The organism is Streptomyces liliiviolaceus (assembly GCF_018070025.1).
Lineage (GTDB): Bacteria > Actinomycetota > Actinomycetes > Streptomycetales > Streptomycetaceae > Streptomyces > Streptomyces liliiviolaceus.
In genome coordinates, this window is the sequence record NZ_JAGPYQ010000002.1 from 2,282,607 (window position 1) to 2,302,619 (window position 20,013).

At 70.9% G+C, this 20,013-nt stretch carries 17 protein-coding genes; 13 read left to right on the forward strand and 4 right to left on the reverse strand.

Features of this window, described 5'->3' with window-relative positions; all coding sequences use genetic code 11:
* Positions 1–180 precede the first annotated feature (180 nt).
* Complete coding sequence (locus J8N05_RS45230) at positions 181–2,517, reverse strand: serine/threonine-protein kinase (protein WP_210893695.1); 2,337 nt, start codon at positions 2,515–2,517, stop codon at positions 181–183.
* 60 nt (positions 2,518–2,577) lie between these two features.
* Positions 2,578–3,435, reverse strand: a complete 858-nt coding sequence (locus J8N05_RS45235) for an oxygenase MpaB family protein (RefSeq protein ID WP_210893697.1) — start codon at positions 3,433–3,435, stop codon at positions 2,578–2,580.
* A gap of 140 nt (positions 3,436–3,575) precedes the next feature.
* Here J8N05_RS45235 and J8N05_RS45240 point away from each other — a divergent pair, with 140 nt between their 5' ends.
* The 5 genes from J8N05_RS45240 to J8N05_RS45260 all read left to right on the forward strand — a co-directional run bounded on the left by J8N05_RS45240 (position 3,576) and on the right by J8N05_RS45260 (position 7,182).
* Positions 3,576–5,093, forward strand: coding sequence for a ferritin family protein (locus tag J8N05_RS45240; RefSeq protein WP_210893699.1), 1,518 nt, complete (start codon positions 3,576–3,578; stop codon positions 5,091–5,093).
* A 76-nt stretch (positions 5,094–5,169) separates the two neighbouring features.
* Positions 5,170–5,418 carry a toluene-4-monooxygenase system B family protein gene (locus tag J8N05_RS45245; RefSeq protein ID WP_210893701.1) on the forward strand — a complete coding sequence of 83 codons (249 nt, stop codon included), beginning with the start codon at positions 5,170–5,172 and terminating at the stop codon, positions 5,416–5,418.
* Positions 5,415–5,786, forward strand: a complete 372-nt coding sequence (locus J8N05_RS45250) for a Rieske 2Fe-2S domain-containing protein (RefSeq protein WP_210893702.1) — start codon at positions 5,415–5,417, stop codon at positions 5,784–5,786. Before J8N05_RS45245 ends, J8N05_RS45250 begins: the two co-directional genes overlap by 4 nt.
* Before the next feature lie 10 nt (positions 5,787–5,796).
* The gene (locus tag J8N05_RS45255; RefSeq protein ID WP_210893703.1) at positions 5,797–6,108 is read left to right on the forward strand and encodes an MmoB/DmpM family protein; all 312 of its coding nucleotides are present in this window, start codon (positions 5,797–5,799) and stop codon (positions 6,106–6,108) included.
* Positions 6,109–6,153: 45 nt separating this feature from the next.
* Positions 6,154–7,182 carry a ferritin family protein gene (locus J8N05_RS45260; protein ID WP_210893705.1) on the forward strand — a complete coding sequence of 343 codons (1,029 nt, stop codon included), beginning with the start codon at positions 6,154–6,156 and terminating at the stop codon, positions 7,180–7,182.
* Positions 7,183–7,202: 20 nt separating this feature from the next.
* Here the strand turns inward: J8N05_RS45260 and J8N05_RS45265 are convergent, their stop codons facing one another.
* Complete coding sequence (locus J8N05_RS45265; RefSeq protein WP_210893707.1) at positions 7,203–8,393, reverse strand: acyl-CoA dehydrogenase family protein; 1,191 nt, start codon at positions 8,391–8,393, stop codon at positions 7,203–7,205.
* Positions 8,394–8,501: 108 nt separating this feature from the next.
* Positions 8,502–8,873, reverse strand: a complete 372-nt coding sequence (locus J8N05_RS45270; RefSeq protein WP_210893709.1) for a four-helix bundle copper-binding protein — start codon at positions 8,871–8,873, stop codon at positions 8,502–8,504.
* Between the two features lie 301 nt (positions 8,874–9,174).
* On the opposite strand from J8N05_RS45270, the gene J8N05_RS45275 reads away from it, so the two are divergent.
* The 8 genes from J8N05_RS45275 (at position 9,175) to melA (ending at position 19,857) form a co-directional block, all read left to right on the forward strand.
* A complete protein-coding gene (locus tag J8N05_RS45275) occupies positions 9,175–10,419 on the forward strand; it encodes a right-handed parallel beta-helix repeat-containing protein (protein ID WP_247706961.1) in 1,245 nt (414 codons plus the stop codon).
* Positions 10,420–10,712: 293 nt separating this feature from the next.
* Positions 10,713–12,053, forward strand: a complete 1,341-nt coding sequence (locus tag J8N05_RS45280) for an AbfB domain-containing protein (RefSeq protein WP_247707026.1) — start codon at positions 10,713–10,715, stop codon at positions 12,051–12,053.
* Between the two features lie 467 nt (positions 12,054–12,520).
* Complete coding sequence (locus tag J8N05_RS45285) at positions 12,521–13,366, forward strand: ATP-grasp domain-containing protein (protein WP_210893712.1); 846 nt, start codon at positions 12,521–12,523, stop codon at positions 13,364–13,366.
* 586 nt (positions 13,367–13,952) lie between these two features.
* Positions 13,953–15,290: an ABC transporter substrate-binding protein gene (locus J8N05_RS45290; protein ID WP_210893714.1), complete on the forward strand. Its 1,338-nt coding sequence runs from the start codon at positions 13,953–13,955 to the stop codon at positions 15,288–15,290.
* Between the two features lie 11 nt (positions 15,291–15,301).
* Positions 15,302–16,336, forward strand: a complete 1,035-nt coding sequence (locus tag J8N05_RS45295; RefSeq protein ID WP_210893716.1) for a carbohydrate ABC transporter permease — start codon at positions 15,302–15,304, stop codon at positions 16,334–16,336.
* Positions 16,333–17,292, forward strand: coding sequence for a carbohydrate ABC transporter permease (locus tag J8N05_RS45300; RefSeq protein WP_210893718.1), 960 nt, complete (start codon positions 16,333–16,335; stop codon positions 17,290–17,292). The genes J8N05_RS45295 and J8N05_RS45300 overlap by 4 nt, the downstream gene beginning before the upstream one ends.
* 166 nt (positions 17,293–17,458) lie before the next feature.
* Complete coding sequence (locus tag J8N05_RS45305; protein ID WP_210893720.1) at positions 17,459–18,523, forward strand: carbohydrate kinase family protein; 1,065 nt, start codon at positions 17,459–17,461, stop codon at positions 18,521–18,523.
* Positions 18,523–19,857, forward strand: a complete 1,335-nt coding sequence (gene melA, locus J8N05_RS45310; protein WP_210893722.1) for an alpha-glucosidase/alpha-galactosidase — start codon at positions 18,523–18,525, stop codon at positions 19,855–19,857. The genes J8N05_RS45305 and melA overlap by 1 nt, the downstream gene beginning before the upstream one ends.
* Positions 19,858–20,013 lie beyond the last annotated feature (156 nt).

Below are 20,013 nucleotides of genomic sequence, written 5' to 3' on the forward strand. Positions count from 1 at the left end.
CAGGGGCGCGGGGAACGGCGCGCCCAGCCACGGACAGCCCGCACCCGGCAAATCCGCCCGACCCCCACCCACCCAGGGGCGCGGGGAACGGCGCGCCCAGCCCCCACCGGCCCGCACCCGAAAACAACCGGGGGGCCGGGGGGGCGCAGCCCCACGTGAGCCGAAAGACAGCCCGGTGCCTCACCAGGCCCCGGAAACCCGCTGCTGACGCAACGCAGCCACCCTCCGGTACAACGCCGCCGCCTCCCCCGCCCGCCCCAACTGCTCCAGACAGTGCGCCTCGTCGTTCCGGCTGGCCAGCGCGTCGGGATGGTCGGCGCCGAGCACCCGCTCACGCGCCCCGGCCACCTGCCGGTACTCCGCGAGCGCGTCCCCCCACCGGCCGAGCCAGCCGAGCCCGACGGCGACCTCGCGACGGCTCACCAGGGTGTCCGGGTGATCGGGCCCGAGGACCCGTTCCCGGATGGCGCACACGTCACGGGACTCGGCGAGCGCCTCCTCCCACCGGCCGAGCCGCCCGAGGTTGACCCCGAGGCCGTGCCGGGCGCGCAGGGTCTCGGGATGGGCGGGCCCGTGCACCCGGGTCCGGTCGTCGATCAGCCCCCGGTACAGCTCCAGGGCCTGCGCGCTGTGCCCGAGCCTGCCGAGGCTGATGCCGACCTCGTAGCGGGCGGCGAGCGTGTCCGGGTGGTCGGGCCCGAGGGCCTGCGCCCGGGCTCCCGCGACCTCCTGGTAGGTGCCCAGCGCCTCGGTCCACCGCCCCAACTGGCCGAGTGCGTAGGCGACTTCGTACCGGGTGACGAGGGTGTCTGGATGGTTCGCGCCGAGCACGCGGGCGCGCGCCGTGGCGACCTCGCTCGCCATCCGGTACGAGTCGTCGAGGCGTCCGAGCCTGCTGAGGTTGAAGGCGAGGTTGTGGCGGCAGCGCAGGGTGTCCGGGTGGTCGGGTCCCATGGCGCGTTCCCGGGTGGCGAGCACGCCCGTATAGACCTGGTGCGCCTCGAAGTGACGGCCCAACTGGCCGAGTACGTACGCCATTTCCTGGCGGGCGGCCAGGGTGTCCGGGTGTTCGGGGCCGAGTACGTGCTCCCTGGTGCGGGCCACGTGCGTGTACTCGCGCAGCGCGTCGGCGGGGCGGCCCGTGCGGCTGAGGGTGAAGCCGACCTCGTAGCGGCTGGCCAGGGTGTCGGGGTGGTCGGGCCCCAGGGCGTGCTCGCGTTCGGCGGCGACGGCGCGGTGCACCTCGCCCGCCTCCGCCCAGCGGCTCAGCCGGCCGAGGCTCAGCCCCGCGTTGTGGCGGCCGGTGAGCGCGGTGAGCAACTCGGGTGCCGGGGTGGGCCGTTCGGCGGGCGCCGGGTCCGGGGCGCCGCGGGTGTCGGTGCGGGCGATCCAGTCGCCGGTGAGGCCCGCGGCGGCATCCGGCGGTGTGGCGCGCAGCCCCGCGCCGGTCCCGGTCGCCTTGTGGCCGGTGGTCATGCCGCGGGTCCAGGACGGCAGCCGCGCCTCGCGGGCGACGGGCCGCCCGGCCGTCCCAGGGCTCCCCGCCCCTTCAGGACGTGCCGTCGTCCCAGGGCGTCCCGCCGCCTCGGGCCACTCCCGTACCTCGGGCCACCTCACCGCCTCGGGCCGCAGGGGCGCCGACACCATGGTCGGCACGTACGCCGGTGTGGTGCGGCCCGCGCCGATCCGGCGGCCCAGCTCGCGGGCGTCGTGCGGGCGCCGTCCGGGCTCCTTGGCCAGCAGGTCGAGGATGATCCGGTCGAGGAACTCGGGGAGTTCGGCCCGGTGGCTGCGCGGCGGCTCGGGTGCCGTGTCCCGGTGTCCGACGAGGACCGCCCACGCGTCGTCGAGGTCGAACGGCGGGGCGCCGGTGGCGATCTCGTACAGGACGCAGCCGAAGGAGTAGAGGTCGCTGCGCTGGTCGACCTCGGTGCCGCCGATCTGCTCGGGCGACATGTAGTGCGGGGTGCCCATGGCTATGCCGGTGCCGGTGAGGCGTGAGGTGAAGCCGATGTCGTGGCCGAGGCGGGCGATGCCGAAGTCGCAGATCTTCACCGCGCCGTCGTCGAGCCGCATGATGTTGGCGGGCTTCAGATCGCGGTGCACGATGCCCTGCTGGTGGGTGTAGGCGAGGGCGGCGGCGACCTGTTCGGCGACGTCCACGATGTCGCCGACCGGCAGGGGATGCTGTTTGTTGTCCTCCAGGAGCTGGCTCAGATTGCGGCCGTCGAGCAGCTCCATCACCAGGTACAGGACACCGTCGGACTCACCGAAGTCGTGGACGACGGTCACCCCGCGGTGCTGGAGGGCCGCGGCGACCCTGGCCTCGCGCCGGAACCGCTCCCGCAGCACCCGCGTGAACGCGTTGTCATGCTGCTGGCCCAGTGGTTTGAGGCACTTGACGGCGACCTGTCTGCCCAGCGACTCGTCCCGCGCCCGCCACACCTCTCCCATGCCGCCCCGACCTATCAGGTCGAGCAATCGGTACCGGCCCTGGATGAGCCTGGTCTCCCCCATCTCCCGCGATCGCCCCCGTCGTCCGGACCCGCCCTCCCCTGGCCCGCCCAGTATGACGAGCTATGGTCCGACTTTGTACGGTGCGGGGCGCGAGCCGGGGCCGAGCCGTGACATGGCGCGGATAATGTGTTTGGGCGGCAGTTGCCAGCGCAGACGTGCGGGAACGCAGCGCAGCACGGTGCCCGTGAGGCGCAGCCGGCGGGTCACCGCCCGGGTCGACCGTACGGATCTTCCGTACAACTCATGGGCGTGGGGCGGCAGTGAGGCGTACGCGGTCTGCGCCACCCAGCGCCACAGCAGGGCCCGCGCCGGGACCAGCAGCGGGTGGACGGGCGGTCTGCGCAGGAAGTCGTCGACGTCCCGCGCCTCCGGTCCTGCGGTCAGTTCCGGCCGCGTCTTCTCGAAGTAGGCGGCCAGTTCCGCCTGGTCGGACGGTACGTCGGCGGGGTCGAGGCCCACCAGGCGTGCGCTGACGCGGTGTTCGCCGATGTACCGGTCGGCCTGCGCGTCCGTGAGCCGGAGGCCGGAGCGGCGCAGGACGTGCAGATAGGAGTCGATCTCGGCGCAGTGGACCCACAGCAGCAGCGCGGGTTCGTCGATGCCGTAGCGCTCGCCCGTGCCGGGGTCGGTCGCCGTGAGCATCGTGTGGATCCTCCGCACGCGCGCACCCGCCTTCTCGGCCGCCTCCTTCGTCCCGTACGTGGTGGTGCCGACGAAGTGGGCCGTCCTCATCAGCCGGCCCCAGGCGTCCTTGCGGAAGTCGGAGTTCTGCATGACACCGCGCACCGCGCGCGGATGGAGCGCCTGGAGGTAGAGCGCGCGGATCCCGGCGACCCACATCATGGGGTCGCCGTGCAGTTGCCAGGTCACGGAGTCCGGACCGAACAGACCCGGATCGCCGTGGTGCTCCCCATCCATGGATGCAACCGTAACGGCCCTTTCTGCTTACCGACACGCATATGGCGCGGGCACCGTCGCGGTGATAGCCATGAGTGGACGTCACCGATCGGCACAGGCCGGTGGTACGAGCCGGCACCCCGTACGGAGGGAGACGGCGCATGCCGCGTCTTGCCCGTTCCGAGTGGTACGACCTGACCCGTGACATGAACTGGTCCCTGTCCTATGTCAAGGAGGAGGAGGTCTGGCCGGCCGAGCTCTCCGACGGCTTCGGGCTGCCGGCCGAGGCGTGGTGGGTGTGGGACGAGCCGTACAAGGTCACGTACCCGGAGTACGTGCACAACCAGTACGGCAAGGACGCCGGTGTCTACGCGGTCAACGCCGTCATCGGGCGGTCGAAGGTGTACGAGCAGCTGGATCCGGGGTGGAAGTCGGCGATCATCGCGCACTACGGCGTGATCGCGATCCCGGAGTACCTGGCGAGTCTCGCGGAGTCCCGGATGGGCCGGTTCGGGCGCGCGGCTGCGTGGCGGAACATGGCGACCTTCGGCACCCTCGACGAGATGCGCCACGGCCAGATCCAGACCTACTTCCCCCACGGGCTGCTGGCCAGGGAGCCGCGGGCGGACTGGGCGCACAAGGCGCTGCACACGAACGAGTGGGGCGCGGTCGCCGCCCGCAGCCTGTTCGACGACATGTTCACCGCGAACGACGCGGTGTCCACGGCCGTCCAGCTGACCTTCACGTTCGAGACCGGGTTCACCAACCTGCAGTTCCTCGGGATGGCGGCGGACGCCATGAAGGTCGGGGACGTGGACTTCGGGGCGCTGATCTCGTCGATCCAGACCGACGAGGCCCGGCACTCCCAGCAGGGGGAACCGACCATCAAGCTCCTGGTGGAGCACGGCCGCAAGGATGCCGCGCAGCAGCTGGTGGACCACATGTTCTGGCGGTCGTGGCGGCTCTTCGCCCTGCTGACCGGGCTGTCGATGGACTACTACACGCCGCTGGAGCACCGCGGCCACTCCTTCAAGGAGTTCATGCAGGAGTGGATCTGCAAGCAGTTCCTGGACCAGTTCCGTGACTTCGGCCTGGAGAAGCCCTGGTACTGGGACGAGCACTTCCTGCCCGAACTCGACTGGTACCACCACGCCCTTCAGCTCGGCATCTGGTACTGGCGCCCGACCGTCTGGTGGAACCCCGACGCGGGTGTCGCTCCCGAGGAGCGGGAGTGGCTCGAAGAGAAGTACCCGGGCTGGCACGACACCTTCGGCGGGCACTGGGACGTCATCGCCGCGAACCTCAGGGCGGGCCGTCCGGAGGCCACCCTGCCCGAGACGTTCCCCATGATCTGCAATCTGTGTCATGTCCCGGTGGTGGCGCCCGCCGGATACCGGGCGGGCAGGCTCGCCAGCCCGCTGCCGAAGATCCTCGACCGGGACGGGCGCCGGTACGTCTTCTGCTCGGCGCCCTGCCAGTGGGTCTTCGAACAGGCTCCGCGGCGCTTCCAGGGGCACACCACCGTCATCGACCGGTTCCTCGGCGGGCAGATCCAGCCGCCGACGATGGAGGGCGCGCTGGCCTACATGAGCCTGTCGCCGGAGGAGATGGGCCGGGACGCCACCGACTACGCCTGGGCGCAGGCCGCACCCGACGACCACGCCGCCGCCCGCGGCTGACGCCGGGGCCGACGACTCGAACGAACCGGATGTACGTGATGACCCGGCCGACCCGGGCGGAAGGGAAGGCTCGGCGATGGCGCTGTTTCCTCTGCAGGCCCTGTTCGACGGGGACCTGGTGGTGCTGCTGGTCCCGGTGGACGACGCGGACCCGATGACCGTGGTCGCCGACAAGGTGGCCCACCATGTGGTCGACCGCCGGGTGGCGGCGCAGGACCGGCCGCTGCGGGTGCGGCACGACGGGAGGACACTGCCCGACGACGCCACCGTGGTGAGCGCGGGTGTGAAGCCGCTGGACGTGGTGGTCGTGGGGTACGCCTCATGAGCGGCGCTCCGGTGCGGTGGTTCGACGTGCCGGAGGCCGAGGGGCTGTGGGAGGGCGATCTCGTCGAGGCCGAGGTCGCCGGTGAGCGGGTGCTCGTCGTGCACCACGTCGACGGGTCCTTCGCCGCCTACCAGGGGATGTGCCCGCACCAGGAGTTCCCGCTGGCCTACGGCAAGTGGGACGAGGAGGAGAACACCCTCACCTGCGCCGGACACGGCTGGGAGTTCGACCTGACCTCCGGCGCGGGCATCAACCCGTCCGGATGCCGGCTCCACCGGTACCCGATCCGGGCCACCGACGCGGGCGCCGTACGGATCGGTATCCCACAGGACGGCGAGGCCCGCCACGACAGCTCCCGAGAAGCGTGAGGACGAGACGATGACCGTATCCGGCACCGGTGCCGACAAGCGGGTGGGACCCGTGATCCGCGGCATCGACGGCGACCTCGCCGAGGCGGTGGCCGCCGCGATCGAACAGGACAATCCCGACGCCGAGGTGGCGGTCGACGATCAGGGCGGATACGTACGGATCAGCGTTCCCCGGCGGTGCGTGCTGACCCGCGCCAGCCTGGAGGAGGAGCTGGGCCGGGCGTTCCCGCTGAGTGAACTGGAGCCCGCGCTGGCGGCGTTCGCCGGGCGCCTCAAGCAGACCGACGAGCAGTTGGTCTGGTACCTGGAGAGGCAGGACTGAGCCATGACCGGTGCGGCGGACAGGCGGCAGCAGAGGACCTGGAGCATGTTCGGGGACGTCCGGCGCAGGCCGACGCCCTACGAGGTGGTCACCGGCAGGTTCCACTACCACTTCCGGCGCGATCCGGTCCCCTTCGAGATGTCCCCCGAGTGGACCCTGAACAAGTGGTACCTCGCGCACCGGGAGGGGTCGCCGCTCCAGGTGGACGACTGGGAGGGCTTCCGCGACCCGGCGAAACTGACCTACCGCGACTATGTCGCGCTCCAGCACGACCGCGAGATCTACCTGGACGCGCTCGTCGACCGGTACGAGGAAAACGGGACCGCGGCGGCGCAGGCCCCCGGACGGTCCGACTCCGGACAGCCCGGCCTCGCAAGTCCCGACTCCGGACGGTCCGACCCGGGCTGGGTGGACACGTTACGGACGCTGTTCGTCCCCTTGCGCTTCCCGCTGCACGTGCTGCAGATGGTCAGCCTGTACGTCGGGCAGATGGCGCCCTCGTCGTACATCACCAACTGCGCGCACTTCCAGGCCGCCGACGAGATGCGCCGGATCCAGCGGATCGCCTACTGGACCAGGGTGCTGGCCGACGCGCACGGCGACGACCTGGCACGGACCGCCACCGCCCGCCGGGCCTGGGAGGACGGCCCCGCCTGGCAGCCGCTGCGGCAGACCCTGGAACACCTCCTGATCGCGTACGACTGGGGCGAGGCCTTCGCCGGGCTCAATCTCGCGGTCAAACCCGCGGTGGACACCCTCGTCAACGAGATGTTCGGGCGGCTGGCCGAGGCCAACGGGGACCGGTTCCTCGCCGAGCTGTGCACCGAGTTCGGCAGGGACGCCCGCCGCAGCCAGGACTGGACGCAGGCCCTGACGGGCTACGCGATCGAGCGGCGGCCGGACCTGGCCGGGGTGCTCGACGACTGGGTGGCCAAGTGGCGGCCCCGCGCCGACGAGGGTGTCGAGGGCCTGGCCGAGCTGTTCGCCGCCGCGCCCCGGCCGCTGGCCGCCGCCGACGTGATCGCGCGCGTCCGCGAGGTCCACGACGAATTCCTCGTCGGCACCTCCATCTGACGGCACCGCCCACGCATCGGCTAGCGCCGCACCCTCGGCATCCCCAGGCCGATCCACGAGATGATCTCCCGCTGGATCTCGTTGTTTCCGCCGCCGAAGGTGAAGATGACGGCCGAGCGGTAGCCGCGCTCCAGGTCGCCGTGGAGGACCGCGCCCGCCGACCCCTCCTTGAGGACGCCCGCGACGGCGACGACCTCCATGAGCCAGGCGTACGCGTCACGGCGGGCCTCGGACCCGTACACCTTGACCGCGGAGGCGTCCTGCGGGGTGAGGGTGCCCTCCTGGACGGCGTTCACCATCTGCCAGTTGAGGAGCTTCATCGCGTCGAGCCTGATGTGGGTCCGGGCGAGGGTCCGGCGCACCCAGGGCAGGTCGGCGACCCGGCTGCCGTCGGCGAGTTTGGTCTCCATGGCCCAGCGCTGTACGTCGTGCAGGGCGCGGATGGCCATGGTGCCGTGGGCGGCGAGCGTGACGCGCTCGTGGTTGAGCTGGTTGGTGATCAGCCGCCAGCCCTTGTTCTCCTCGCCGACCCGGCGCGAGGCGGGGACGCGGATGTTCTCGTAGTAGCTGGCGGTGGTGTCGTGCGAGGCGAGGGTGTTGATGAGCGTGCAGGAGTAGCCGGGGTCGGAGGTCGGCACGAGGAGCATGGTGATGCCCTTGTGCGGCGGGGCGTCGGGGTCGGTGCGGACGGCGAGCCAGACCCAGTCGGCCGTGTCGCCGTTCGTCGTCCAGATCTTCTGCCCGTCGACCGTGTAGTGGCCGCTGTCCTCGTCGCCCTCCCTGACCGCCCGTGTCCTGAGGGCGGCCAGGTCCGTGCCCGCGTCGGGTTCGCTGTAGCCGATCGCGAAGTCGATCTCGCCGGAGAGGATCTTCGGGAGGAAGTACGCCTTCTGCTCGTCCGTGCCGAACCTCATGATGGTCGGACCGACCGTGTTCAGCGCCATCAGCGGCAGCGGTACGCCGGCCTGGGCGGCCTCGTCGAAGAAGATGAACTGCTCCATCGGCGTCAGACCGCGTCCGCCGTACTCCTTCGGCCAGCCGACGCCCAGCCAGCCGTCGGCGCCCAGCCGGCGGATGGTGTCACGGTAGAAGCGCTTCTGCGCGGCCGGGTCGTCGTAGCGGGCGTGCACGTCGTCCGGTACGAGTTCGGTGAAATAGGCGCGCAGTTCGGTGCGCAACCGCTGCTGCTCCGGCGTGTATTCGAGATGCACGGCGCCTCCCTGGTTCCCCGGCCCGCTGCCGCGGGCGCCCGGACCTGACGGCGCACACCGTAGAACGTGTTCCAGAAATAGGGAATGCCGGTGACGGGCCCGGGTGGGTCACCTCAGCCGGGCGAGGAACTCCGTACAGGCACGGGCGCAGTCGCGGCAGGCCTGGGCGCTCCCCTCGGAATCGGGGACGAGGTCGAAGACGTGGGCGGTTTCGAGGCAGACGGTGCGGCACCACTCGACCTGGGAGCGCATCGTGTCCTCGGACTGGGTGACCTGCTCCGCGAGGAGTCGGCAGGTCGCGTCGCAGACCTCCGTGCACAGGATGCTCTTGCGCCGGATCAGCTGCTGGTCCTCGGGACCGTCGATGTCGGCGAGGCTCGCACGCAGGGCACACGCCCTCGCGCACTCGGTGCAGGCCTGCGCACAGGCGAACCGGTCCTCAAGGAAGCGAACGAGTTCCTGAAGCTCTGTCACTGACACATGGTCCGGGTAGCCGGACACCGCCGCGCCAAACCCGGCGGCAACGAGCGCGCCGCGAGTGGCCGGGCGGGGCGGAAGGGCCGGATGGACTGGATGGGCGAGGCGGGTCGCGCGGGTCGGGCGTGCCGAAGTTATTGACGTGGTCACGACCGCGCTCTACGTTCTGACCGGCTCACCGAACCTTGTTCGACATATCGACAGATCTCTCCGGGGGCGACCATGTGCCCCGGCAACCAACCCGGTGCGGGCGACCACTGATCCGCGACGACATACGGATCGGATCGGCAGACAAGGAGGCCTCGTGCGCACTGCGGGCATGCTCACAGGGACAGCGCTGAGTGCAGTACTGGCGGCCGTGGTGACCCCGGCTCCGGCGACGGCCGTCCCGGCCGCGCCCAACGCATCGACCACATCGACCGCGGCGACCGCGGCGACCATCGTGGTGGCGGTCGACGGCGACGACTCCGCCGCGGGCACCCTCGGACAACCGCTGCGGACCGTCCAGCAGGCCGTCGACAGGGCGGGGCCCGGTGACGTCATCGCGGTGCGCGGCGGCACCTACACGCTGACCGACAACATCACCGTCACCACCTCGGGAACGGCGTCGCAGCCGATCTCCCTGGGCCCCTACCAGGGCGAACGGGTCGTCATCGACGGCGACCAGTTGCCGGCCAGTCACACACCGGTCGGCGGCAGCATCCCGCGCGCCGAACGTGGCGCCGTCCACCAGGAGGCCTCGTACTGGAAGGTCTCCGGTCTGGAGATCGTCAACGGGCCGTACGGCTATTACTGCGACGGTTGCGACAACAACGTGTTCTCCCGTCTCATCACGCACGACAACTACGAGTCCGGCTTCCAGCTCCAGGGCGCCTCGGCGGGCAACCAGATCCTGGACCTGGACAGTTACGGCAACCGCGACCCGCGCAAGAACGGCGAGAGCGCCGACGGGCTGGCCATCAAGGAGGGCGGCGGGGCCGGCAACGTCGTGCGGGGCGCGCGGCTGTGGAACAACGTGGACGACGGTTACGACGCCTGGAAGTTCACCTCGCCGGTCGTGGTGGAGAACACGATCGCGTACGGCAACGGCTACAACCGCTGGGGCTTCCCCGACTTCGCGGGCGACGGCAACGGCTTCAAGCTGGGCGGCGGGAGTCCGGCCCCGGCGGTGGCCCACACGCTGCGCAACTCGGTCGCGTACCGGAACGCGGCGCACGGCGTCACCGACAACGGCAATCCCGGCGCGCTCGCCCTGAGTCGCAACACGACGTTCCGCAACACGGGCACGGGCTTCGACGCGGACGGCTCGGGCGGGACGGCGGTCCTCACCGCCAACCTCTCCGTCGCGGACTCCCGGGCCGCCGCCCTAGGCCCCGCGACCACGTCCTCGGGCAACTCCTGGGATCTGGGCGGCACTTGGGGCGAGTCATCGGTCGTGAGCACGGACCCGGCCGCCGTCACCGGCCCGCGTGCGTCCGACGGCTCACTGCCCCCGGCGCGGGACTTCCTGGTCCCGCGGGACGGCACGCCGATCGGCGCGAGGTTCTGAACCGACCGACTGAACCGCCCGCCTCAACCGGCCCCTGAGCCATACGCCTGAGCAGCCATACGCCTGAGCCTGTCACCTGAGCCAGTCACCTGAACCGCCGCACCCGAACCACCAGCCCCACTGCCCACCGCCCACCGCCCACCGCACCACGAACGGCAGGCACGCGCCCCCTAGGAGAGCCGCACATGATCACGCCAGACAGACCCGCCGGATTCCCCGGATCCGCCGCCACGCCGGACGCGACCGGTACGCCCCGGCCCTTCACCCCCTCGCGCCGGAGCCTGCTGCGGGCCATGGCCGCCGTACCGGTCTCGGCCCTCGCCGTGGGCGGACTGCCGGGGCTGCTCGGTCCGGCCGTGGCGGCAGCCCCGCCCAGCGGCTCCGCCACCCGCTACACCATCGTGCCGTTCCTCAACAGCAACGACGGCACGGTGAACGTCTACCAGTCGGACGACGCGACGGACTTCCGGCTCCTCAGGGCCTCCGCGTACACCCCGCCGGCGAACCGGATCCGGGACGCCAGCATCCTCAAGCACACCGACGGCTACTACTACATCACCTACACGACCCACACCTGGCAGGACACCAGCACCACCATCGGCTTCGCCCGCAGCTCGGACCGGAGCAACTGGACGTTCCTGTACGACTATCCGGTCCCCATCTCCAACCTGTCGCGCGCCTGGGCGCCGGAGTGGTTCGTCGACAGCGACGGCAGCGTGAACATCCTGGTGTCCTGCTCTACCGCCAACGACGAGTGGATCTTCACCCCTTACCGGCTGCGGGCCACCAACTCGGCTCTCACTGCCTGGAGTTCACCGGTCGCACTGTCCGGCATCGGCACCAACCACATCGACACGTTCGTGGTACGGACCGGCTCGACGTACCACGCCTTCACGAAGAACGAGACGTCGAAGTACATCGAGTACGCCACGGCCGGCGCGCTCACCGGGCCGTACACCATCAGCCGGACCGGCAACTGGGCGGGCTGGGGCGGCACTCGCGAAGGCGCCGCGCTGATCCAGCTCGACAACGGCGCGTGGCGCATCTTCTTCGACGGGTACGGCGACGGCAGTTACTACTACAGCGACAGCTACGACACCTTCACCACCTGGAGCGCGCCCCGGGCTCTGCCGGGCATCTCCGGTACCGCGCGCCACTTCACCGTGGTCAAGGAGACGGTCTCCGGCGGGGTGAGCCTGCCGACAGGGGTGACCCGCTCGCTCCGGTCGGGCAACTACACCACCCGCTACTGGCAGGACCAGTCCGCCCTACTCAACCTCCCCGTGGTGACCTCGTCCAGCACGGCCGCCGAGAAGCAGGCGTCCACGTTCACGATCGTGGCGGGGCTCGCCGACGGGAACGGCTACTCCTTCCGCAACGCGGCCGGCAACTACCTGCGGCACTGGGACTTCCGGGGCCGTTTCGACGCGAACGACGGCTCGTCCACGTTCGCCAGGGACGCCACGTTCATCGCGCGCACGGGCAGCGCCACCGGCTCGGTCCGGCTGGAGTCGTACAACTATCCCGGCTACTACCTGCGCCACTACAACTACCAGCTGCGCGTGGACGCACCGGACGGCACCGATCTCTTCCGGCAGGACAGTTCGTTCGTGGCCACGACCGCCTGGGCCTAGAGGCGACCTGGGCCGAGAGGCATCCTGGGTCCGGAGGTCATCCGGCCCCACGGACACGCAGCAGCCTCCGGCCGGACAAGCGTCCGGCGGCCGGGCGAACCTCCATGGGGGAAGAGAGGTCCGTCCGGCCGCCGGATGTCAGCGTGCTCATGGGTGGTGTCCGGGCCGGTGCTTCCGGGTGGGGCCGGAAGCGTCGTCCGGGGCGGAGCTTCTGGTCGAGCGGAACTCAGTGGCGCTTCTCGCGTTCGCGGTGCCGGATGCAGGTCACGCTGATGAACCGGAACGTATTCGGTAAGCGCTTTCTAGTCAACGGCTCACGCAGTCCGTATCCGGCCAACTCCGCCCGACGCGTGGCCAGATGCCCCGGGGGCCCTGCCGCACCCCGCCCGCACCGGAACCCGGCGTCCGGCGAGTGGAATCGGCCGGGGTGTAATGGGAGGCCAGAGACCGAACCACCGGGAGTGTCCATGGCAGCCGACCGGCCCAGACTGCTGTTCGTGACCGATCTGGCCTACCCCGCCAAGGGCCGCCGGTACTGCGACGAGGACATCTTCCTGACCTCCCGGCTCCGCGAGGACTTCGACCTCGCCCTGTGCCACCCGCTCGACGCGCCCGCGCTGATGGACTCCCCCGGCTTCGACGCGGTCGTGGTCCGCAACAGCGGGCCCGTCCTGCACCACCAGGCCGCGTACGACGCCTTCCGCGACCGGGCGACGGGCCGCGGGGTACCCGTCTGCACCCAGCTGACGGGCAAGGGCGACCAGGCCGGGAAGCAGTACCTCGTCGACCTCACCGCCCAGGGCTTTCCCGTGATCCCGACCGTCGACCGGCCCCAGGACCTCGGACTGCTTCCGGAAGCGGCCGAATACGTCGTGAAGCCGAAGCTCGGCGCGGACTCGATAGGCCTGGAGTTCGTCCCCCGGGAGCGGCTGCGGACCCTGGCGTTCGACGACGGCCCGGGCCTCCTCGTCCAGCCGCGCGTCGACTTCCGCTACGAGGTGTCGTTCTACTACGTCGACCACACCTTCCAGTACGCCCTGTACGCGCCCCGCCCCGACCGGCGCTGGCACCTCGAACGCTACGAACCGACGCCCGCCGACCTGGACTTCGCGGCGCGGTTCATCGACTGGAACGACATCGACCACGGCATCCAGCGGGTCGACGCCTGCCGCGCCCCGGACGGCGCGCTGCTGCTGGTCGAGCTGGAGGATCTCAACCCCTATCTGTCCCTGGACCTCCTCGACGACACGACCCGTGACTCCTTCGTGGTGAGCTTCAAGGCCTCGCTGCACCGCCTGCTCGGCCGCACCTGATCTCCGCCGTACGCACCCGGGAGGAACCGTGCGACCCGGCGCGACCTGGGGCGGCGGCGCCCGTCACGCTCGATAAAGGTCTACCCAAGGGCTCTTGACACGCCCGGACCAGGTCGATTTACTCCATCCAACGCCAGCCGAGCACCTGGCGCGAGAGGGACGCCCAGCCGGTAGACGGTCCACGCACCGTGAGCCCGGACAAAGTCGCCAGGACGGCCGCACAGCGGCGGATTCCGAGGCGGGGACGTACCCCCCGGTCTCTGGAGCTCATCATGTTCCTCCCCCTCCCCCACCGGACGGTCTCGTTCGGCGGCCGCGTGAGCGTGGCCGGGCGCCAGGGACCGACCTCTCCGCGCGTGCGGCACCGTACGCGCTGATCGTCCCGGCGCCGCCCGCGCTCCGCGCATCGCGCACTCCGTGTTTTCGGGCAACCCGCTCTACCGGCCACCCCGGTACCGCCGTTGCCGCCGGTGGCGGCGCGCGTCACCTCACCGAACCGCACCGCCGGCCGTGTCGTGGCGCCCCGCACCACCGTCCCGTACCGCCGTCCCGTAACCGCCTCACGCACGTACTCCTGGGGGCTCATATGGCCGCAGCACATCGCCCGAGCGGCACTTCTGCACGTCCGACCCGTCGCACGGTGCTGCGGCGCAGCGCGGCCGTGGTGGGAGGGGCCGCTGCGTCGGCGGCCCTGTCGGCCTGCGCGGGAGAGGGCAGCGGTGTCGACGCCGACGGCCGGGTCAGGATCGAGGTGTGGCACGGACAGACCGACACCGGCCGGGCCGCGATCGAAAGCCTGACGGCCGAGTTCAACCGGACGCATCCGCGGATCCGGGTCGACCTCGGCGGCGGTGTCCTCTCGGACGCGATGCTGCAGAAGATCACCGCCGCCCTCGCCTCCGGTTCGTTCCCGGACATCGCCTACATCTTCGGCTCCGACCTGGCGAGCGTCGCCCGCAGTCCCTCCGTGGTGGACCTGACGGACACGTTCCACTCAGGTCCCGTTCCGTGGAAGGACTTCTGGGCGCCGGCCCGCGAGGCGGTCACCCTCAACGGGCAGGTGCGGGCCGCGCCCGCGCTCATCGACTCCCTCGCGGTCGTGTGCAACAAGAAGCTCTTCCGTGACGCCGGGCTGCCGCTGCCCCGGCCCGGCTGGAGCTGGGACGACTTCACGAGGACGGCGGCCAAGCTCACCGACCGCGGGCGCGGTGTCTTCGGCACGGGCTGGCCCGGCGTGGGCGACGAGGACACCGTGTGGCGGCTGTGGCCGATGATCTGGGACCTCGGAGGTGACGTCACCAGCAAGGACGGACGGCGGATCGGCTTCGAGGACACCGGACTGCGGGCCCTGCGGACGGTCGAGGACCTGGTGAGGACACGGAGCGTCTACATCGACGCCAAGACCGGCAGCGAGCAGATGTACCGGGTCTTCCTGTCGGGCCGTATGGGCATGGCCGTCACCGGGCCGTGGCAACTCCCCGACATCCGGCAGGCGAAGGTCGACTACCACGTCGTACCGCTGCCCAGTTACAGCGGCCGGCCCATCACCATCTCCGGGCCGGACACCTGGACCGTCTTCGACAACGGCACGGCCCGCGTGGAGGCCGCCCGCACCTTCGTGACCTGGCTGTCGCGGCCCGCCCAGGACGTGCAGTGGGACATCGAGGCAGGCAGCCTGCCCATGAGCCGGGGCACCCAGGCGCTGCCGGCCTGGCAGAAGCAGGAGGACGAGACCCCGGGGCTCCAGGTGTTCACCAAGACCCTGGAGTCGGCGCGGGTGCGGCCGGTGCATCCGGCGTATCCGCAGATCTCGCAGTCGCTCGGCCAGGCGATCACCGCCGTGCTCCTCGGCCGCAGCTCCCCCGCCGACGCCCTGCGCGACTGCGTGGACGAAGCCAACGCCGCCCTGCTCATACCGCGTTGAGAGGACCTGTCATGCCCCGCCTGCCCACCCCCGTGACGCTCCCGGACCGGGGCGAGAAGCGCAGCCCCCGTACGCGGACACGCCCCCTCCTCGGCAAGGCCGGTACCGCGCCGGGCGCCCCGCCGGGCCGTCACACACCACGCCGCCGGATGCGGCAGGAGACGGCGACCGCCTGGGCGTTCGTCGCGCCGTCCGTCCTCGTCATCCTCGGACTGAGTGTCGTCCCCGTGGTCTGGTCGCTCCTGCTGTCCTTCCAGGCCGACGATCTCGTGACGCCGAGCCGATGGGTCGGCCTCGACAACTACCGGGCCCTCGCCCAGGACCCGCACTTCGACCAGGCGGTCCGCAACACCATCGTGTACACGGTGCTGTACGTACCGCTGAGCATCGGCTTCGGCCTGCTGCTCGCGCTCGCCCTGAACCGGCGCATCCGGCTCGTCGGGCTCTACCGGACCCTCATCTTCGTGCCGTTCGTCATCTCGGCCGCCGCGCAGGGAGTGCTGTTCTCCTTCATCCTCGACCCGGAGTTCGGAGCGGCCAACGCCGTCCTGGACAAGATCGGGATCTCCCCCCAGGGCTTCCTCAACGACCCCGGCCAGGCGCTCGCCGCCCTGCTCGCGATCTCCCTGTGGAGCGGCACCGGCTTCTGCGTGGTGGTGCTGCTGGCGGCGCTGCAGGACGTCCCGCCGTCCCTCATCGAGGCGGCCCGTCTCGACGGGGCCGGGCGGCTGCACCTGCTGCGCCATGTCGTCCTTCCCTCGCTCGGACCCGTCATGGTCTTCCTCCTGCTGTGGCAGGCCATCACCTCCCTCCAGGTCTTCGACCTCGTCTACGTCACGACGAAGGGCGGCCCCCTGGGATCCACCACGGTGATCGTCTACTTCATCTGGGAGCAGGCGTTCAAGAACTTCACGGCAGGTTACGGCGCGGCGGCGGCGTACGCCCTGGCGCTCGCCCTGCTGGTGCTCGCCGCGCTGCCGCGGCTGACGCGCAGCGTGCGCGACCGGGCCCGCACGGACCGGCACCTCGAAGGAGCCGCACGATGACGACCGCTTCCCCCTCGCCGGCAGCATCTCCCTCGTCGGCCGCGTCCACCTCGTCCGCCGTGTCCGCCTCGGGCCCCGTGTACGCCGGTGCCGCTGGTCCCGCGCCCGCCGGATCTGCCGAGGGACCGGGCCGGCGCCGGAGGCTGCTGCCGTTCAGTCCCTGGCACCTCCTGCTCGCCCCGCTCTGTCTGGTCTTCGCGATCCCGTTGATCTGGCTGCTGCTCAGTTCCGTCATGAGCGACGCCGAGATCAACCGGTTCCCGCCGTCGCTGTGGCCGTCGGGGATCGACCTGGAGGGCTACCGGTACGTCATCGGCAACGCGATGTTCCCCCGGTGGTTCGCCAACTCGCTGATCGTGTCCCTGACCGCGGTGGCGTCCAACCTGGTGCTGGGCTCCCTGGGCGGTTACGCCTTCGCCCGGATGCGGTTCGCCGGTTCGCGGATCCTGCTCGCCCTCATGCTCGCCACGATGGCGATCCCGTTCCAGCTGACGATGATCCCGACCTTCCTGGTCATGAAGCGCCTTGGACTCATCGACTCGCTGGGCGCGTTGATCGTCCCCTCGCTGGTCACGCCGTTCGCGGTGTTCCTGCTGCGCCAGTTCTTCCTGTCGCTGCCCAGGGAGTTGGAGGAGGCGGCCTGGCTCGACGGCTGCTCACGGCTGGGCGTGCTCTGGCGGATCGTGCTGCCGCTGTCCCGGCCGGCGCTGAGCACCGTGGCCGTCCTGACGTTCCTCACCACGTGGAACGACCTGACCTGGCCGTTGATCGCCATCAACCACGACACCCAGTACACCCTGCAGCTGGGCCTGACGACCTTCCAGGGACAGCACCACACCAGGTGGTCCGCGGTCATGGCGGGCAACATGATCACCGTGCTGCCCGTGCTGCTGGCCTTCCTGTTCGCCCAGAAGACCTTCATCCAGTCGATCACGTCGAGCGGCCTCAAGGGATAGTCCGCCCCGTCCGGCGTCACTCCCACTCCGCCCGGTCCGGCGCCCGGTTCTCCGCCCGGTCCGCCGTCCGGTTCTCGGTCCGGTTCGAAGCCCGGTCCACCGCCCGGCCGCCCACCGCGGTTCCGCCCGTACGCCCCCGCACCCGCACCCCCTCTCAGGAAGACGTATGCCGCACACCTTCGACTTCGACCTGCTCGTCATCGGGGACGCCAACCCCGATGTCGTCCTCGGTCCCCTCGACGCGCCACTGTCCTTCGGGCAGCACGAGCAACTCGTCGACTCCGGACTCCTCACCCTCGGTGGCTCGGCCGCCATCATGGCCTGTGGCGCGGCCCGGCTCGGTCTCAAGGTGGCCTTCGCCGGACGCATCGGTGACGACGACGCGGGCCGTTTCGTACGGACCGCTCTGGACGAACGCGGGGTGGACACCACCGCCCTGCGCGTCGACCCGACACTGGCCACTCCCCTGACCGTCGTCCTGACCCGGCCGGACGGCGACCGGGCGATCCTCACCTCCCCCGGCACACTGACCGCCACCGGACCGGAAGACGTACCCGAGTCCCTGCTCCACGCCGCCCGGCACGTCCACGCTGCTTCGTACTTCCTGCTGCCTCAACTGGCCGCGGCGCTGCCGGAGTTGTTCGGCGCGGCCCGTTCCCGAGGAGCCACCACCTCCCTCGACACCAACGACGACCCCTCGGGGGGCTGGGCGCCGGACGCGCTGCCGGCCACGCTCGCCGTCACCGACTTCCTCCTGCCCAACGCCCAGGAGGCCCTGGCCCTTTCGGCGGCCGCCGCCGTACCGAGTGCCGTCTCGTCGAGTGCCCTCTCGTCAAGTGCCGTCTCGTCGCGTATCACCTCGTCGCACACCGCCTCGTCGAGCGCTGCCGGAACAGCGCCGGACTCCATCGAGGCGGCAGCCGCGGCCCTGGCCGCGCACGGCACACACGTGATCGTCAAGAACGGTGCGGACGGGGCCGTCGCCCACGACGGCTTCACCGTGCTGCGCACGGACGGCATCCCCGCCCGGCCGGTGGACACCGTCGGAGCGGGCGACAGTTTCGACGCCGGCTTCGTCGCCGCGCACCTGCGCGGTCTGTCCACCGCCGACGCCCTCGCCCTCGCCGCGGCGTGCGGCGCGCTGTCCACCCGCGCCCATGGCGGCACTCCGGCCCAGCCCACCTGGGACGAGGCCGTGGCCGCACTCTCCCGTAACGGAAAGAACCTGTGATGACTCTCAGTACCCCGAAGATCGTGTTCGTCGGCGCGGGCAGTGTCGTGTTCACCCAGGGCCTGCTGGCCGATCTGCTGGCCTTCCCCGAACTGCGGGGCGCCCACATCGCGCTGCACGACATCGACACCGAGCGCCTCGCCACCGCCGAGGGCGCGGCCCGGCAGATCGCGGACCGGCTGACCGGGACGGGCAGCGGCTCTGCCCACCCCCGCGTGACCGCTCACCTCGATCGCCGCGCCGCTCTCCAGGACGCCGACTTCGTCATCAACATCGTGCAGGTCGGCATGGGCGAGGCCACCCGGACCGACTTCGAGGTCCCGCAGCGCCACGGCCTGCGGCAGACCATCGGCGACACCCTGGGCATCGGCGGCATCTTCCGCGCGCTGCGCACCTTCCCCGTGCTGAAGTCGCTCGCCGCCGACATCGCCGAACTCTGCCCGGACGCCTGGCTGCTCAACTACACCAACCCCATGGCCATGAACGTCCAGTACCTGACCCGGGCCACCGGGCTGACCCGCGTGGTGGGACTGTGCCACTCGGTGTACTGGACCATCCACGACCTGGGCGAACTGCTCGGCGTCCCGCACGAGGAGATCACCTACCGTGCCGCCGGGGTCAACCACCAGGCGTGGGTGCTGCGCCTGGAGCACCAGGGCAACGACCTCTACCCGCTCCTGGACAAACTGATCGAGCAGGACCCGCAGTTGCGGCGCCGGGTCCGCGTCGACATGTACCGGCGCCTCGGTTTCTATCCGACCGAGACGAGCGAGCACTCCTCCGAGTACGTCCCCTGGTACCTGCACCACGACAGCGAGATCGAACGGCTCAGGCTCCCCATCGGCGCGTACCTCGGCATCGTCGACGAGAACGTCGCGGCCTACGAGGAGACCCGCCAGGCACTCGCCGCCGGTACGCCCCTCACCGTCGAGGGCACCATGGAGTACGCGCCGCAGATCATCCACAGCATCGTGACCGGCACCCCGCGCACGGTCTACGGCAACGTCCCCAACCACGGTCTGATCGACAACCTCCCGGCCTCCGGAATCGTCGAAGTGCCCTGCCTGGTCGACGACTTGGGGGTCCAGCCGACCAGGGTCGGCCCGCTGCCCGCCCAGTTGGCGGCGCTCAACCGCAACTACCTGAGCATGAACGAGCTGGTGGTCCGCGCCGCGGTCGAGGACGACCCCCGGTCGATCCGCCAGGCCGCCATGGCCGATCCCGCGACCGCCGCCGCCCTGCCGGTCGAGCGCATCTGGGACCTGTGCGACGACATGGTACGAGCCCACGGTGACCTCCTCCAGCCGTCGCTGCGGGTCACTCTGGGCCACTGAGGCCGAGCCGATGTAGTGCGTGGGCACCAGGACACGGGTGCGGCTGGTCCGTTCGCACCAGGGAAGGACGGCGGCGGGGAACGATGCCCGGCAGGGGCGCCGGAGGGAAGTGTGGGAGACGCGTGAAACGCACGCGTCCCCCCTTCCTCACGGTGT